The 14,658-nt window shown below is 68.9% G+C and carries 15 protein-coding genes; 9 read left to right on the top strand and 6 right to left on the bottom strand.

Features of this window, described 5'->3' with window-relative positions:
* The first annotated feature begins 251 nt into the window (after positions 1–251).
* The 9 genes from rpmH to IPZ69_RS01365 all read left to right on the top strand — a co-directional run bounded on the left by rpmH (position 252) and on the right by IPZ69_RS01365 (position 7,154).
* On the top strand, positions 252–389 hold the full coding sequence (gene rpmH, locus IPZ69_RS01405) for a 50S ribosomal protein L34 (protein ID WP_015659252.1): 138 nt from the start codon (positions 252–254) through the stop codon (positions 387–389).
* Between the two features lie 21 nt (positions 390–410).
* Positions 411–782 (top strand): ribonuclease P protein component, encoded by a 372-nt coding sequence (gene rnpA, locus IPZ69_RS01400; protein WP_235451756.1) that lies wholly within the window; start codon positions 411–413, stop codon positions 780–782.
* On the top strand, positions 779–1,132 hold the full coding sequence (gene yidD, locus IPZ69_RS01395) for a membrane protein insertion efficiency factor YidD (RefSeq protein WP_235451755.1): 354 nt from the start codon (positions 779–781) through the stop codon (positions 1,130–1,132). Before rnpA ends, yidD begins: the two co-directional genes overlap by 4 nt.
* Before the next feature lie 3 nt (positions 1,133–1,135).
* Positions 1,136–2,392 carry a membrane protein insertase YidC gene (gene yidC / locus IPZ69_RS01390; RefSeq protein ID WP_235451754.1) on the top strand — a complete coding sequence of 419 codons (1,257 nt, stop codon included), beginning with the start codon at positions 1,136–1,138 and terminating at the stop codon, positions 2,390–2,392.
* Between the two features lie 15 nt (positions 2,393–2,407).
* Entirely contained in the window at positions 2,408–2,920 is a 513-nt protein-coding gene (locus IPZ69_RS01385) for a Jag family protein (protein ID WP_235451753.1), read from the top strand.
* 116 nt (positions 2,921–3,036) lie between these two features.
* On the top strand, positions 3,037–3,753 hold the full coding sequence (gene rsmG / locus IPZ69_RS01380) for a 16S rRNA (guanine(527)-N(7))-methyltransferase RsmG (protein ID WP_235451752.1): 717 nt from the start codon (positions 3,037–3,039) through the stop codon (positions 3,751–3,753).
* 262 nt (positions 3,754–4,015) lie between these two features.
* Complete coding sequence (locus IPZ69_RS01375; RefSeq protein WP_308407418.1) at positions 4,016–5,089, top strand: ParA family protein; 1,074 nt, start codon at positions 4,016–4,018, stop codon at positions 5,087–5,089.
* A complete protein-coding gene (locus tag IPZ69_RS01370; RefSeq protein ID WP_235451751.1) occupies positions 5,086–6,192 on the top strand; it encodes a ParB/RepB/Spo0J family partition protein in 1,107 nt (368 codons plus the stop codon). Before IPZ69_RS01375 ends, IPZ69_RS01370 begins: the two co-directional genes overlap by 4 nt.
* 344 nt (positions 6,193–6,536) lie before the next feature.
* Complete coding sequence (locus IPZ69_RS01365) at positions 6,537–7,154, top strand: GNAT family N-acetyltransferase (protein ID WP_235451750.1); 618 nt, start codon at positions 6,537–6,539, stop codon at positions 7,152–7,154.
* 67 nt (positions 7,155–7,221) lie between these two features.
* Here the strand turns inward: IPZ69_RS01365 and trxA are convergent, their stop codons facing one another.
* The 6 genes from trxA to murJ form a co-directional block, all read right to left on the bottom strand.
* On the bottom strand, positions 7,222–7,554 hold the full coding sequence (gene trxA / locus IPZ69_RS01360) for a thioredoxin (protein ID WP_235451749.1): 333 nt from the start codon (positions 7,552–7,554) through the stop codon (positions 7,222–7,224).
* A 42-nt stretch (positions 7,555–7,596) separates the two neighbouring features.
* Positions 7,597–8,565 carry a thioredoxin-disulfide reductase gene (trxB, locus tag IPZ69_RS01355; RefSeq protein WP_235451748.1) on the bottom strand — a complete coding sequence of 323 codons (969 nt, stop codon included), beginning with the start codon at positions 8,563–8,565 and terminating at the stop codon, positions 7,597–7,599.
* A 185-nt stretch (positions 8,566–8,750) separates the two neighbouring features.
* On the bottom strand, positions 8,751–9,686 hold the full coding sequence (locus tag IPZ69_RS01350; RefSeq protein ID WP_235451747.1) for an anti-sigma factor family protein: 936 nt from the start codon (positions 9,684–9,686) through the stop codon (positions 8,751–8,753).
* Positions 9,683–10,408 carry an RNA polymerase sigma factor SigM gene (sigM, locus tag IPZ69_RS01345; RefSeq protein ID WP_235451746.1) on the bottom strand — a complete coding sequence of 242 codons (726 nt, stop codon included), beginning with the start codon at positions 10,406–10,408 and terminating at the stop codon, positions 9,683–9,685. The genes IPZ69_RS01350 and sigM overlap by 4 nt, the downstream gene beginning before the upstream one ends.
* A 21-nt stretch (positions 10,409–10,429) precedes the next feature.
* Positions 10,430–12,124: a protein kinase family protein gene (locus IPZ69_RS01340; RefSeq protein WP_235451745.1), complete on the bottom strand. Its 1,695-nt coding sequence runs from the start codon at positions 12,122–12,124 to the stop codon at positions 10,430–10,432.
* A gap of 118 nt (positions 12,125–12,242) precedes the next feature.
* Entirely contained in the window at positions 12,243–14,633 is a 2,391-nt protein-coding gene (gene murJ / locus IPZ69_RS01335) for a murein biosynthesis integral membrane protein MurJ (protein ID WP_235451744.1), read from the bottom strand.
* Positions 14,634–14,658 lie beyond the last annotated feature (25 nt).

Genomic DNA, 14,658 nt, shown 5'->3' with positions numbered 1-14,658 from the left:
CGGTTCAAGTTGTTGTCCCCAGCCTGTGGATAGTGTCTCTCCGTGACCCCCGGTTTGACCGGATGGCGTAGCCCCGCGTACCGTAACCAGGTCGAGTTGTCGATGGCTGCTGCCGCCTGCCTCCGATGGGCACAGATCACTGAAGGTGATCGGGAAGCGGTGCACTCGGGCGTGACGCGAGCTACTCGTGGGCGCACGGTGACAGCCAGGACGGCACCCCGCCACCACCGATTGATTTCTGGAGCCCCCGAGTGAGCAAGCGCACTTTCCAGCCGAACAACCGTCGTCGGGCGAAGACCCACGGCTTCCGCCTGCGGATGCGTACCCGTGCGGGCCGCGCGATTCTCGCGAACCGTCGTGCCAAGGGTCGCGCCAGCCTGTCCGCCTGATCCCGATCAGGTCATGACATCGTGCTGCCCACCGAGAACCGGCTGAGGCGGCGCGAGGACTTCGCGACCGCGGTACGGCGAGGGCGCCGGGCAGGCCGCCCGCTCCTCGTCGTCCACTTTCGTAGCGGTGCCACGGACCCGCACGCGCCAGGGGAGAGCGCTCCCCCGACGCGTGCGGGTTTCGTCGTGAGCAAGGCAGTGGGTGGCGCGGTCGTACGCAATGCGGTGAAGCGCAGACTGCGCCATCTGATGCGTGACCGAGTCGCCCTGTTTCCCCCCGGTAGCCTGGTAGTCGTACGGGCGCTACCCGGAGCGGGCGACGCCGACCATGCACAGCTGGCCCAAGACCTTGATGCCGCCCTTCAACGGCTACTGGGAGGGGGCGCGCGATGAAGTACCCGCTGCTGGCACTGATCAAGCTGTACCAGTGGACGATCAGCCCGTTGTTGGGCCCGGTGTGCAAGTACTACCCGTCGTGTTCGCACTACGGGTACACGGCCATCGACCGGCACGGTGCGATCAAGGGAACGGCACTCACTGCCTGGCGCATCCTCCGGTGCAATCCGTGGTCGCTCGGCGGTGTGGACCATGTTCCGCCGCGTAAGCGCCCGCGGTGGCACGAAATGCTGCGCGACGCCTGGCGTGCACGCAAGGGCGGGCCCTCCGCCGCCGAATCGGCCATCGAAGAGATTCCGTCTTCGAGCCCGGCCGCTGAGACCCCGTCCCATGCCCAAGGAGCATGATTAGTGGACACGATTGCCAGCCTCTTCAGCTTCATCACGACACCTGTCTCCTGGGTCATCGTCCAGTTCCACACGGTGTACGGCGCCATCTTCGGCCCCGACACCGGATGGGCCTGGGGCCTGTCCATCGTGTCCCTGGTGATTCTGATTCGTATCTGCCTGATCCCGCTCTTCGTGAAGCAGATCAAGGCGACCCGGGCCATGCAGACGCTGCAGCCCGAGATGAAGAAGATCCAGGAGCGCTACAAGAACGACAAGCAGCGCCAGTCCGAAGAGATGATGAAGCTGTACAAGGACGCGGGCACCAACCCGCTCTCCTCGTGCCTTCCCATCCTGGCGCAGTCCCCGTTCTTCTTCGCCCTGTACCACGTGCTCAACGGCATCGCCTCGGGCGACACCGTCGGGGTCATCAACCAGAGCCTGCTGGAGAGCGCGCAGAAGGCGCACATCTTCGGTGCTCCGCTGGCCTCGAAGTTCCTGGACAGCGCTGACACGGCCACCAAGCTCGGCGCCTCGCTGACGGACATCCGCGTCGTCACCGCCATCATGATCGTCCTGATGTCGGGGTCGCAGTTCTACACGCAGCGTCAGCTGATGACGAAGAACGTCGACACGACGGTGAAGACCCCGTTCATGCAGCAGCAGAAGATGCTGATGTACGTCTTCCCGATCATGTTCGCCTTCTTCGGTATCCGCTTCCCGGTCGGTGTCCTCGTCTACTGGCTGACCACCAACGTGTGGACCATGGGCCAGCAGATGTACGTCATCCACAACAACCCGACCCCGGGTTCCAAGGCCCAGGCCGCTTACCTGGAGCGCCTGACCAAGCACGTCACGAGCCACGGCAAGACCCGCCGGCGGAGCGAGAAGACCATCGTCAAGGCGATCGTCGCCAAGGGCCGTGACCGCAACGACGCCGAGCGTCAGTTCATCAACGCCCTGAGCAAGGCCGGCCTCGCGGCCCAGGCCGACGGCACCGTGGTGAAGGGCGAGGCCCAGGTCGCCGCCCAGACCGAGGACGGTGCGGCAGCCCCCAGGCGCCAGCAGCCCAAGCGTCAGACCAAGTCGCAGCGTCAGTCGGGTGGCCCGAAGCAGGCCGATGACTCCACGCCGACGACGTCGCTGGAGAAGTCCGACGAGCCGCAGGACGACAAGCCCGCCGCTCAGCAGGCTTCGAAGTCCGGCTCCGGTGCCCGCAGCAAGGCCCAGTCCGGTCAGCGCAAGGGGCCGCAGCGGCCCAAGTCCCCGTCCAAGAAGTAAGAAGGAGTCCATCCCGTGACGGAAGGCACCACCTCCGCCGCTGCCGAGGGTGCAGACACCCTGTCCCGCCTGGAGCAGGAGGGCGAGATCGCGGCGGACTACCTTGAGGGTCTGCTGGATATCGCCGACCTCGACGGCGATATCGACATGGACGTCGAGGCCGACCGGGCCTCTGTGTCGATCATCAGCGACACGGGCGGCCGTGACCTGCAGAAGCTGGTCGGCCGTGACGGCGAGGTGCTGGAGGCGCTGCAGGAGCTGACGCGCCTGGCCGTGCACCGGGAGACCGGCGACCGCAGCCGGCTGATGCTGGACATCGCGGGCTACCGCGCCAAGAAGCGCGCCGAGCTGTCCGAGCTGGGCGCCAAGGCCGCCGCCGACGTCAAGAACACCGGTGAGCCCGTGAAGCTCAAGCCGATGACTCCGTTCGAGCGCAAGGTCGTGCACGACGCGGTCAAGGCCGCGGGGCTGCGCAGCGAGTCGGAGGGCGAGGAGCCGCAGCGCTTCGTCGTCGTACTTCCCGCTTGATCGGTCCTTACGATCCACCGGCCCCGTCTGCCCGCAGGCGGGGCCGAACTTTGTCAGCCTGGTAGTTCTGGTGGTCGGCGCTCGGTGCGTCGGCGCTGTACGGAAGGACGGTCCCCGTGACGGAGGCAGCGGAGCTCCCCCCTGCGCCCGAGCAGGCGCGGGAAGTGTTTGGCGATCGCTTCGCCGATGCGGTCCGCTACGCGGAGCTGCTCGCCGAGGCAGGCGTGCAGCGCGGTCTGATCGGCCCACGCGAAGTGCCCCGTCTGTGGGAGCGCCATCTACTGAACTGCGCGGTGCTCTCGGAGGTCGTCCCCGAGGGGGTGACCGTGTGCGACGTCGGCTCGGGCGCCGGGCTGCCGGGGATTCCCCTGGCCCTCGTCCGGGAGGACCTGAAGATCACCTTGCTGGAACCGCTGCTGCGGCGTACCAACTTCCTCACCGAGGTCGTCGAGCTGCTGGGCCTGGAGCACGTCACCGTCGTGCGTGGGCGCGCCGAGGAGGTCATGGGCTCGCTGCCGCCGGTGCATGTGGTGACCGCGCGAGCCGTGGCCCCGCTGGACCGGCTGGCCACCTGGGGGATCCCGCTGCTGCGCCCGTACGGCGAGATGCTGGCGCTCAAGGGGGACACCGCCGAGGAGGAGCTCAAGAGCGCGGCTACCGCGCTGAGCAAGCTCGGAGCGGTGGAGACATCCGTCCTTCACGTCGGTGAGGGCATCGTCGATCCTCTGTCCACGGTGGTGCGGGTCGAGGTCGGGGAGAGCCCCGGTGGTGTGAGGTTCGCCGCAAAGCGGGCGAAGGCCGCCCGTACGGGGCGCATGCGCCGCCGGCGTTGAGCGCTCCGCTTGAGACGTACTCCACACAAGCTGTCAAACCGACGCATCCCGGAGTGTCGCGAAGGCCGGGCAGCGGCCGCTGTGCATCGTGTTTCACGTGAAACGTCGCTCACTGCTGCACGGCATCATCAGCCGCGGCCGCGCTGCCGCCGAACCACGCGACCGCAGGCCTCTTGGGTCACTCGGAGAGGCAACAGAGTTGTCCACAGAGGTGGATTTCTCCACACAACAACAGGCCTCACTGGTTCACGACCCCGAAGACATGGGAGGCTCTGTTCATTGCGAGCCTGAAGTCGAGGAGAGTGAATCCGTGCGGTCCGACGCCAACATCGCGGGACCGATGACCGATCCGGTCCCCGGTCCCCGTACCGAGTCGATGGGGGCGGATGTTTCACGTGAAACACCGCCTCCGATGGACGACACTCCCATCGGTCGTGCTGCCCAACTGGCCGTGGAGGCTCTGGGCCGTGCCGGCGAAGGCCTTCCACGTCCCGAGCAGACCCGGGTCATGGTGGTCGCCAACCAGAAGGGTGGCGTCGGCAAGACGACGACTACGGTCAACCTCGCCGCTTCACTGGCTCTCCATGGCGCCCGTGTCCTGGTGATCGACCTCGACCCGCAGGGCAACGCGTCCACGGCCCTGGGGATCGACCATCACGCCGAAGTGCCATCCATCTACGACGTATTGGTCGATAGCAGACCCCTGTCCGAGGTCGTCCAGCCGGTCCCCGATGTCGAAGGCCTCTTCTGCGCCCCCGCCACGATCGATCTCGCCGGTGCGGAGATCGAGCTGGTGTCCCTGGTGGCGCGAGAGAGCCGGCTTGAGAGGGCCATTCAGGCCTACGAGCAGCCGCTGGACTACATCCTCATCGACTGTCCGCCCTCGCTCGGCCTGCTGACGGTCAACGCACTCGTGGCGGGCCAGGAGGTCCTCATCCCGATCCAGTGCGAGTACTACGCGCTGGAGGGCCTGGGGCAGCTGCTGCGCAACGTCGACCTGGTGCGCGGTCACCTCAACCCGGCCCTGCACGTGTCGACCATCCTGCTCACCATGTACGACGGTCGTACGCGTCTTGCCTCCCAGGTCGCGGATGAGGTACGCAGTCACTTCGGCGACGAGGTCCTGCGGACGAGCATTCCCCGGTCGGTCCGTATCTCCGAGGCGCCGAGCTACGGGCAGACGGTGCTGACTTACGATCCTGGATCGAGCGGTGCCCTCTCCTACCTTGAGGCGGCACGAGAAATCGCGCTGAAGGGCGTCGGTGTCAGCTACGACCCGACACAGGCCCACATCGGCGCCCAGAGCAACCCGAGCATGGTGGAGGGGATTCAGTGAGCGAGCGACGGAGGGGTTTGGGCCGTGGACTCGGCGCACTGATCCCCGCTGCCCCGACCGAGAAGACTCCGGCTTCGGCCCCGCTGGGGAGCGCGGCGTCCGCTGCTCCCGTGGCGGTCCCGGCTCCGGTGCTGACGACCGATCGTGGGGTCGCAGCGGCCAAGGTGGCCACGCTGCCGTCCGTGCTGCAGGAGACCGAGGAGGTGTCGGTGAACGGCGTCGTGGAGGCGCCTGCGGCCCCCATGGGCGCCCACTTCGCCGAGATCGCCCTCGACTCCATCACGCCGAACCCGCGCCAGCCGCGTGAGGTCTTCGACGAGGACGCGCTGCAGGAGCTGGTCACCTCCATCAAGGAGGTCGGTCTTCTCCAGCCCGTCGTCGTACGGCAGCTCGGCCCCGCCCGCTACGAGCTCATCATGGGCGAGCGCCGCTGGCGGGCCTGCCGCGAGGCCGGCCTCGAAGCCATCCCGGCGATCGTGCGGGCCACGGACGACGAGAAGCTCCTTCTGGACGCCCTGCTGGAGAACCTGCACCGCGCCCAGCTGAACCCGCTGGAAGAGGCCGCCGCCTACGACCAGCTGCTGAAGGACTTCAACTGCACGCACGACCAGCTGGCGGACCGCATCGGCCGGTCCCGGCCGCAGGTCTCGAACACCCTGCGTCTGCTGAAGCTCTCGCCGGCGGTCCAGCGCCGCGTCGCCGCCGGTGTGCTGTCCGCCGGTCACGCGCGGGCTCTGCTCTCCGTCGAGGACTCGGAGGAGCAGGACCGGCTGGCCCACCGCATCGTGGCCGAGGGACTCTCGGTGCGCGCCGTCGAGGAGATCGTGACCCTGATGGGCTCGCGTCCCCAGACGGCACAGCGCTCGAAGGGGCCGCGTGCCGGTGCCCGGGTCTCCCCGGCGCTGAACGAGCTCGCGACGCGTCTGTCGGACCGCTTCGAGACCCGGGTGAAGGTCGACCTCGGTCAGAAGAAGGGCAAGATCACCGTCGAGTTCGCCTCCATGGAGGACCTGGAGCGGATCCTCGGCTCTCTCGCCCCGGGCGAGGGACCGGTCCTGCAGAAGGGCCTGCACGAGGGGCAGACGGAGGAGTCCGAGGACTGAGCCTCGGTCGGCTCTGATCGGTCCACGCCGAACGGCTTCGCCCGATCGGCCGGAGGAGAGCGGATCGTGTCCGGTGTGTACCGGAACACGGTCCGCTCTTTGCTTTTAGTCGGTATCGATGGAATCGCTTGGTGGATACGATGCGAGCGGGTATGGCGCATCCACCTGGCAGCAACCTCTGAGTGGGAGGCGGGGGCCATGCGATCGATGAGCCGCACCGGACTGGTGGGGGCGGGCCTCGGGCTGGGCGCGGTCGGCGGGTTCGTCGGCAGTCTGCTCAGAGAGCGCAGCGCACTGACAGCCGCTCGCGGGGCTACGGGCATAGGAAGCGAGGAACAGCCTTCATGGGGCGCCGGCTTGTACCGCTCACGCTGGACAACCTTCAGGACCTTCCCAACCGCTGTCGCTCGTGTGTCTTCTGGGAGCTCGACCCCGTCAGCGGCGAGGCCGCGGTAAGGGCGGGCACACCCGCCCTGGAGAAGGAGTCCTGGATCTCCGCGGTCCTGCTGGACTGGGGATCCTGCGGCCGTGTGGTCTACGTCGACGACGCACCGGTGGGCTTCGTGCTCTACGCCCCGCCCGCCTACGTTCCCCGCTCCACGGCGTTCCCCACGAGTCCCGTCTCATCGGACGCCGTGCAGCTGATCACCGGCTTCATCCTGCCCGGCTATCAGGGCCAGGGGCTCGGCCGGGTGATGGTCCAGACGGTGGCGAAGGATCTGCTGCGACGCGGATTCAAGGCCATCGAGGCGTTCGGTGACGCCCGCTGGAAGGAGCCCGCCTGTCTGCTGCCCGCCGACCACCTCCTGGCCGTGGGCTTCAAGACCGTCCGGCAGCATCCCAAGCACCCGCGGCTGCGGCTGGAGCTGCGGTCGACGCTCTCCTGGAAGGAAGACGTGGAGCTGGCGATCGACCGGCTGCTGGGAGCCGTACAGAAGGAACCAGTGCTGCGCCCCCTCTAGGCCGCAGCCCCTCAAAGCGAATGGGCCAACCCGGTCGGGTTGGCCCATTCGTGTTTCACGTGAAACGTCACTCGGCGATGAACTCCGCCAGGTCGCGCTCGATCGCGGCCTTGGGCTTGGCGCCGACGATGGTCTTCGCGACCTCGCCGCCCTGGTACACGTTCAGGGTCGGGATGGACATGACGCCGTACTTGGCAGCCGTACCCGGGTTCTCGTCGATGTTGAGCTTGACGATCTCGATCTTGTCGCCGTGCTCGGCCGCGATGGCCTCCAGCGAGGGAGCGATCTGGCGGCACGGACCGCACCAGGCGGCCCAGAAGTCCACCAGGACGGGCTTGTCGCTCTTGAGGACATCCTGCTCGAAGGAATCGTCGGTCACATTCTTCAGGGTGCCGGCCACGGCGGGCTCCTTAACTTGATCGTGCGGTGAGGCGGAAGGGGGTCAGACAGAGGTCTTCTCGGGCTCGGCGTTCTCCTCGTCCGCCAGGGCGGAGAGGAAGCGCTCGGCGTCGAGAGCGGCGGAGCAGCCGGTGCCGGCCGCGGTGATCGCCTGGCGGTAGGTGTGGTCGACCACGTCACCGGCGGCGAAGACACCCGTGAGGTTGGTGCGGGTGGAGGGCGAGGCGACCTTCAGGTAGCCCTCCTCGTCCAGGTCGAGCTGGCCCTTGAACAGCTCGGTGCGCGGGTCGTGGCCGATCGCGATGAACAGACCCGTCACCGGCAGGTCGGAGAGCTCACCGGTCTTGACGTTGCGGAGCTTCAGACCGGACAGCTTCTGCTCGCCCTGGACCTCCGCGACCTCGCTGTCCCAGACGAACTTGATCTTCGGGTCGGCGAAGGCGCGCTCCTGCATCGCCTTGGAGGCGCGCAGGCTGTCCCGGCGGTGGACGATCGTCACGGACTTGGCGAACCGCGAGAGGAAGGTGGCTTCCTCCATCGCGGTGTCACCGCCACCGATCACGGCGATGTCCTGGTCCTTGAAGAAGAAGCCGTCACAGGTGGCACACCAGGAGACACCACGGCCGGAGAGCGCGTCCTCGTTCGGCAGGCCCAGCTTGCGGTGCTGCGAGCCGGTGGTGACGATGACGGCCTTCGCCTTGTGGACCGTGCCCGCGGTGTCCGTGACGGTCTTGATCTCACCGCTCAGGTCGACGGAGACGACGTCGTCGGGGACCAGCTCGGCGCCGAAGCGCTCGGCCTGGGCGCGCATGTTGTCCATGAGGTCGGGGCCCATGATGCCGTCGCGGAAGCCCGGGAAGTTCTCCACCTCGGTGGTGTTCATCAGGGCACCGCCCGCCGTGACAGCCCCCTCGAACACCAGAGGCTTCAGCGACGCGCGCGCGGTGTAGAGCGCCGCCGTGTAGCCGGCGGGCCCGGAGCCGATGATGATCACGTTACGGACGTCGCTCACGGCTTGATTCCTCGTCTCTGCTCTGTGTCAGTCGACAGGTGTGAGTCCCTTCCGGGACTCTCACCCCACCCAACGGATCCTACGGGGCCCGCATTCCCGCTGTGTCCGGGCGCACGGGGGACGTCACACCGCACGGATATCCGGCTGGGGACGAGGGAAAGGAAGTCGCGCCGCGGGGACCCGGATCAGGGGCGTGCGAAGGACTGCTTCAGCAGTACCTTGCCGGGCGAGACGGGCTGCTGGTTCATGCAGGCGGCGTCGACGACGTAGGCGGTGACCCGGGTGGTGTCCGTGGCATCGGGCAGCACGACGAGGTACGCCTCCTTCCCGTCGTACATCCCCGTCTTGGCGCCGAGGACCTCACCCTTGCCGTTGAGGCCGTCCCGGACACAGTCCGGGATCGGGACGGAGGGCTGGATCAGGGTGTTCGCGGTCGCGGTCGATCCTGGACCGTCCGTCTCGGACTCGATGCCCACGTGCGGCCTCTGGCTGCCGGAAGCGCGCGGCGAGCTCTTCTTCGTGGTGAGGAGATCCGTGACCTGCCCCTTGAGGGGGCTGCCGGAAAAGGTGGCGCTGGTCTGCTCGCCGTGTGCCGTCGTATGGGACGTGTCGTCGCTCAGGGACTGCAGGAACAGGGTTCCGGCCCCCAGGACGGCAGCGGTGAGGACGGCGCCCAGGACGGCCGTCCTGCGGCGGCGGCCGCGTCCCCGATCCTTGCGTCCCGGGCCGGTGGTCGCGTGCGGGCGTCCGGCAGGCCGGTCGACCGGAGCCGATGTTTCACGTGAAACACGAGCATCGCCGCCCTCGGCGGACAGCCCGGAGGAAGCGGAGACCGAGGCCGGTGCGTCCACGGACTCCGGCGCGGTGGCGCTCAGCAGTGCCTCGGCGGCGAGGGCGGCATCGATACGGCCCGCGATGTCGGCGGGCATGGGTGCCGGGCCCGGCATGGTGCCCAGCAGGCCCCGGATCTCCTCCAGAGAGGCATGGACGTCCGTGCACAGTTCGCACTCGTCCAGATGACGCCGTACCTCGCTGCTGCGCGTGGGCGGGAGCAGGCCTTCGGTGAGGTCGGAGATCTCGGCGACGTCCGGGTGCCCGGTCGTGTCCGTCGTGGAAGTCACGCTCGCCCACCTCCGCCCTTCACTGCGGCTGAATCGCTCGGCCCTGTCCCGTGTGAACCTCCGTGGCGAGGTCCCGCTGCCGGTGGGACGGATGTCCCCGGCGCCCGGTTCCGTGCCGGGTCCTCCTTCTTCTCGTCACCGGAGATTTCCGGCCGTAGATGGGAGATGAGTGGGAGCAGTTTGGCTCTGCCCCGAGCGCAGCGGCTCTTCACCGTGCCCGTCGGGACGTCGAGGATGCGAGCCGCCTCGGCGACGGGGTAGCCCTGCATGTCCACCAGGACCAGGGCCGCCCGCTGGTCGTGCGGAAGGGTGCCCAGGGCTTCCAGGAGCTGGCGGTGCAGATCGTTCCGCTCGGCGGGTGCCTCGGCCGACTCGTGCGGCTCCAGCAGCTGCTCCAGACGCTCGGTGTCGTCCACGGGAGCCGTCTTCCGGGAGGCCGCCTTGCGGGCGCGGTCCAGGCAGGCGTTCACCGTGATCCGGTGCAGCCAGGTCGTGACGGCCGACTGGCCCCGGAAGGTGTGGGCTGCCCGGTACGCGGACACGAGGGCGTCCTGGACCGCGTCAGCGGCCTCCTCCCGGTCCCCCAGCGTCCGCAGCGCCACTGCCCAGAGCCGATCCCGGTGCCTCCGCACGATCTCACCGAAGGCGTCGGGATCCCCCTCGACGTGACGGGCGAGCAGATCCTCGTCCTTTGCGTCGCCGTATCCGGCGGCATCTGCCATCGGCCCCTCCCTGGGGGCAACCTAGCTGGTCACCTTGATGTCCGCCACTCTGCCTCGGTAGGTGCCCTCGTCGGGCTGCAAGGGCAGCTTGGTGAGCCACACCAGGAGGTACCGGGTCTTGACGGTCTTGCCGGGCTTGAGCACCACCGACTGCCCCGACCCCTGGGCCACCTGCGTGAAGGAGTCGAACGACGAGGGCTGGGAGTTCGCGTCCGGGCCCGCGGAACGGAGCTCGACCGCCGTGTCCCCCATGAAGGTAACCGTCACCTTGCCGACGTCCTGGACCTTGCCGAGGTCCAGGATGACGCCGAGGCCCGGCTTCAGGTTGCCGAAATTCGCACCCTTGTAGAAGTCCGTCTGCCAGTACGTGGCCGTGCTGCCGTCGTAGACCTTGCTTATGTCGGCCGGCTTCTCGGACTTGTCCCCGAACGGGTCGAAGTCGTGGGCGCTTGCGATGGCGATCGGCTGACTGGCCGGCTTCTTCGGGGTCTTGTCGCCGCCGTCCGACGTCTGCGTCTTGTTCGTGTCGTCGGACTTGTTGCTCTGGTTCATCAGGGCGTCCGCGAGCTGCCAGCTGCCGAGGCCCAGAGCGGCGATCAGGAGGGCGGAGACCGCCCACTTGAGGGCCTTGCCCGTCCGGCTCTGCAGCGGCGGTGGAGGGGGCGTGAGGGGCTGCGTGACGCCGGGGTGCGGGGCCGGGCGGCCGTAGGTGCCCTGCTGGTACGTCGTGCGCTGGTACTCCGGCGGTGCCGTGAACGCCGGCTCCGGCGGGCGGATGCGCGGCATCTCGCCGATCGCCTTCACCAGCTCCTCCGGCGTGGTGCACGCGGACTCGTGCCGGGAGGCGGTGGCGCCGTCGTTGACGAGCGCGCGCATCGCGAGCTCGGACAGGCCGCGGTGGACACCCGCTCGCACCTGGTCCGGCGCGATGAGCCCGATGTCCTTGGGCAGTCCGGACAGGCCGTAGGCGTCGCTCTCGTACGGCCACCGCTGGGTCAGCGCGGCGTACAGCAGGGCGCCGATCGCCTCGGTGTCGGCGCGCTGGGGGGTGTCGGAGCTGATGCCGCGCAGCGCGGCGTTCACGGCCAGGCCGCGGATGCGCCACTGACCGGTCGAAGCCCGCAGTACGGCATTGGGGTTGAGCCGCAGATGCGCGAGGCCCTCGCGGTGGGCGGCGGCCATGGCGGAGGACACCTGGCTCACCATCTGGTAGGCGTCGTGCGGCTCCATCGTCCCGGAGGAGAGCAGGGTGCTCAACTCGGTCGCGTCGGGCAGCCACTCGTGGACGACATAGACGAGGTCGTTCTCCTCGACGGCATCCAGGACCTGGACGAAGCGCGGGTCGCCCAGCAGCGCGGAGGACCGGGCCGCGGCCAGTACCGAACGCGCCCGCACGTGTTCCGCGGGCAGGACATGGACGCCTACGGCGCGACGGAGTTTCTCGTCGACCGCTCGCCAACTGCTGAATCCGTCCAGACGGGTGACGCACTCCTCCAGGCGGTAGCGCCTGGCGAGCTTGTGACCACTGTGCAGTTCGGGAGGTGAGGCCGTACCGGGACCGTCCGTCCCGCCGCTCCCCTGTGCCTCGTCGCTGTCCGTGTCCCGCTCCGGGTTCTGGGCCACCCCGTCGGCCGTGGACTGGTCCGCCTTGGCGGTCAGCGGCTCGTCACCGCTGTTGTCTGCCACGTCGACGGCAGCCGTGCTGCGTTCCGCCACCGTCGTCCCTGCCTCCCCATCCGTTGCACGCTGTCCGACGCCGAAACCAATTGTGCCCACAGTCTGCCGCTATGCACGACACGCGGCGGCGGACGATGGTTGTGCGCTTACCCCCGCCTCAGCGCCCCAGACGCCCGCGCACCATGCCGACGAGGGAGTTGAGCTCCTCGATGCGCATGCGGCGCGCCGCGACGAAGAAGATGCCGAGCAGGAGCGCTCCGCCGACCACCAGCGCCGCGAAGGAGCCGATGACGCCCTGACCGAGGCTGTGTCCGATCCCGTAGCACGCCGCGCCACTGAGCAGGGCGGCCGGGACCGAGGCGATGCACAGCCGGGCGTACGTCCGCAGCACCCGGGAGCCGTCGAGGTCGCCGCCCAGCCGCTTGCTCAGGCGCTTCCAGGCGACGCCCACGCCGATCGCGTAGGCGAGGCCGTACGCGGCGGCCATGCCGATCACCGCCCAGCGGGCCGGGAGCAGGAAGTAACAGAGCACCGAGGCGCTCGCGTTGACGGCGGCCACGATGACGGTGTTGTAGAAGGGCGTGCGCGTGTCCTCGTAGGCGTAGAAGGCCCGCAGGACGACGTACTGCACGGAGTACGGGACCAGGCCGAGGCCGAAGGCCATCAGCATGAAGCCCATGTTGGTCGCCTCGTTGGTGCCCGAGGAGCCGAAGATCAGCGTGCACATCGGGATGCCGAGAGCCAGGAAGCCGAACGCGATGGGCACGATCGCCACCGCGGTCGTCCGCAGTCCCTGCGAGATGTCGTCGCGGACCGCGCCCGCGTCGTCCTCGGCCGCCGAGCGCGAGATGCGCGGCAGCAGGGCCGCCATCAGCGAGACCGTGATGATGGCCTGTGGCAAGCCCCAGATCAGCTGGGCGTTGGCGTAGGCGGCGAAGCCGGTGCCGTCGACGGGCGAGGCCTTGCCGGCCGCGGTGGAGAGCTGGGTGACGACGATCGCGCCGGCCTGGTTGGCGAGGACGAACAGGATCGTCCACTTGGCGAGCGTCGCGGCCTTGCCGAGGCCGTGTCCTCTCCAGTCGAAGCGCGGGCGGAGCCGGAAGCCGGTCTCCCGCAGGTACGGAATCATCGCCAGGGCCTGGACGACGAGTCCGAGGAGGATGCCGATCCCGAGGAGCCGCTGCCCCTCGATCGGAATGGTCGTCACCTTCATGCCGGAGTCGGCGGCGGTGCCGTACACCCAGATGAACATGCCGAGCGTCACGATGATGACGACGTTGTTCAGGACCGGAGTCCACATCATCGCGCCGAATTTCCCACGCGCGTTGAGGATCTGACCCATCACCACGTGGATGCCCATGAAGAAGATCGAGGGCAGGAAGTAACGGACGAAGGTGATGCCGACCTGGTTCGCGGCTGGATCGCCCGCCACTGACGGGGACAGCAGGTGGATCAGCACGGGTGCGACGAGGATTCCGAGTGCCGTGAGCGCACCGAGCGCCACCATCACCAGCGTCAGCAGCCGGTTGGCGTACGCCTCGCCGCCGTCCTCGTCCTCCTTCATGGCCCGCACGAGCTGCGGCACGAAGACGGAGTTGAGACCGCCGCCGACGGTCAGGATGTAGATCATCGTCGGCAGCTGGTAGGCCACCTGGAAGGTGTCACCGAGCAGGCCGACGCCCAGCGCGGAGACGATCAGCGCGGAGCGGATGAAGCCGGTGAGCCGGGACACCATCGTGCCCGCCGCCATCACGGCGCTGGACTTCAGCAGGCCCGAGGCCCGCCCGCCCTTCCTCGCCGCGGGCGCGGCGTGCGCCGCGGGAGCGGACGTGGAGTCGGAGGAGGGGGCCGGGGCGGACGGTGGCACCGACGTGGGGCCGCCGGGACCGGCGGGACCGCCCGCCGAGGGCGCGCTCGCGGGATACGGGGCAGCGGCCTGCGGAGCCGGCGCGTGCTGCGGAGGCATGTGGTGAGGAGCCGCGTACTGCTGCGGGGCGGCCGGGTACTGGCCCACAGGGCCCTGGGCGCCACCCGGCGCGGCGGCGGGACCCGGTACCGCGCGGGGATCGGCGGGCGGGAGTCCGCCGCCCTGCTGCTGGTCCCGGAAGAGGTGCGCGAAGGCGTCCGGCTCGTGGTGCTCCTCGCCGGAGTGCGTGACCAGGTCGTCGACGCCCACGAACTGGGTCGTACGGGGGTTGTCGCCGTACGGCAGGTAGTTCGTCGGCCGCTCGGGCTCCGGCGGCGGGGTCTGGGCCCACACGTGCGGGTCGGGGGCGTAGGACGATTGCTCCGGCTGCCCGTACAGCGGCTGCTGCGGCTGGTACGTGCCCGGGGGCGGCGGGGGGTGCGAGGCACGGTCGTACAGCGCCTCGGCGACCGGGTCCTGGGCGGAGAGGTCGTGCGCCCGGTAGGGGTCCTGGTCGTAGGCGTCCTGGAGGTACATGTCCGCCGCGTGCTGCGGCGGTACCTGGCCAGGCTCGGGAGCCGGCTCGGGGTAGCCCGAGCCGGCCGCGGCCTGGCCGCGGTCACCGTCGTACGGCGCGTTCATGGTTACCCCACCTCATCGTCCCCGG

Source organism: Streptomyces olivochromogenes (assembly GCF_021538895.1).
Classification (GTDB): Bacteria; Actinomycetota; Actinomycetes; order Streptomycetales; family Streptomycetaceae; genus Streptomyces; species Streptomyces olivochromogenes_A.
Note: the sequence above shows the minus strand (reverse complement) of the source record. Positions and strands in the feature narration are given on the sequence as shown.

Excerpts from the sequence above, each read along its gene's own strand:
- IPZ69_RS01375 (WP_308407418.1), top strand. The coding sequence starts at position 4,016 with ATGGGAGGCTCTGTTCATTGCGAGCCTGAAGTCGAGGAGAGTGAATCC.
- yidD (WP_235451755.1), top strand. The coding sequence starts at position 779 with ATGAAGTACCCGCTGCTGGCACTGATCAAGCTGTACCAGTGGACGATC.
- sigM (WP_235451746.1), bottom strand. The coding sequence starts at position 10,408 with ATGGCAGATGCCGCCGGATACGGCGACGCAAAGGACGAGGATCTGCTC.
- murJ (WP_235451744.1), bottom strand. The coding sequence starts at position 14,633 with ATGAACGCGCCGTACGACGGTGACCGCGGCCAGGCCGCGGCCGGCTCG.
- IPZ69_RS01365 (WP_235451750.1), top strand. The coding sequence starts at position 6,537 with ATGGGGCGCCGGCTTGTACCGCTCACGCTGGACAACCTTCAGGACCTT.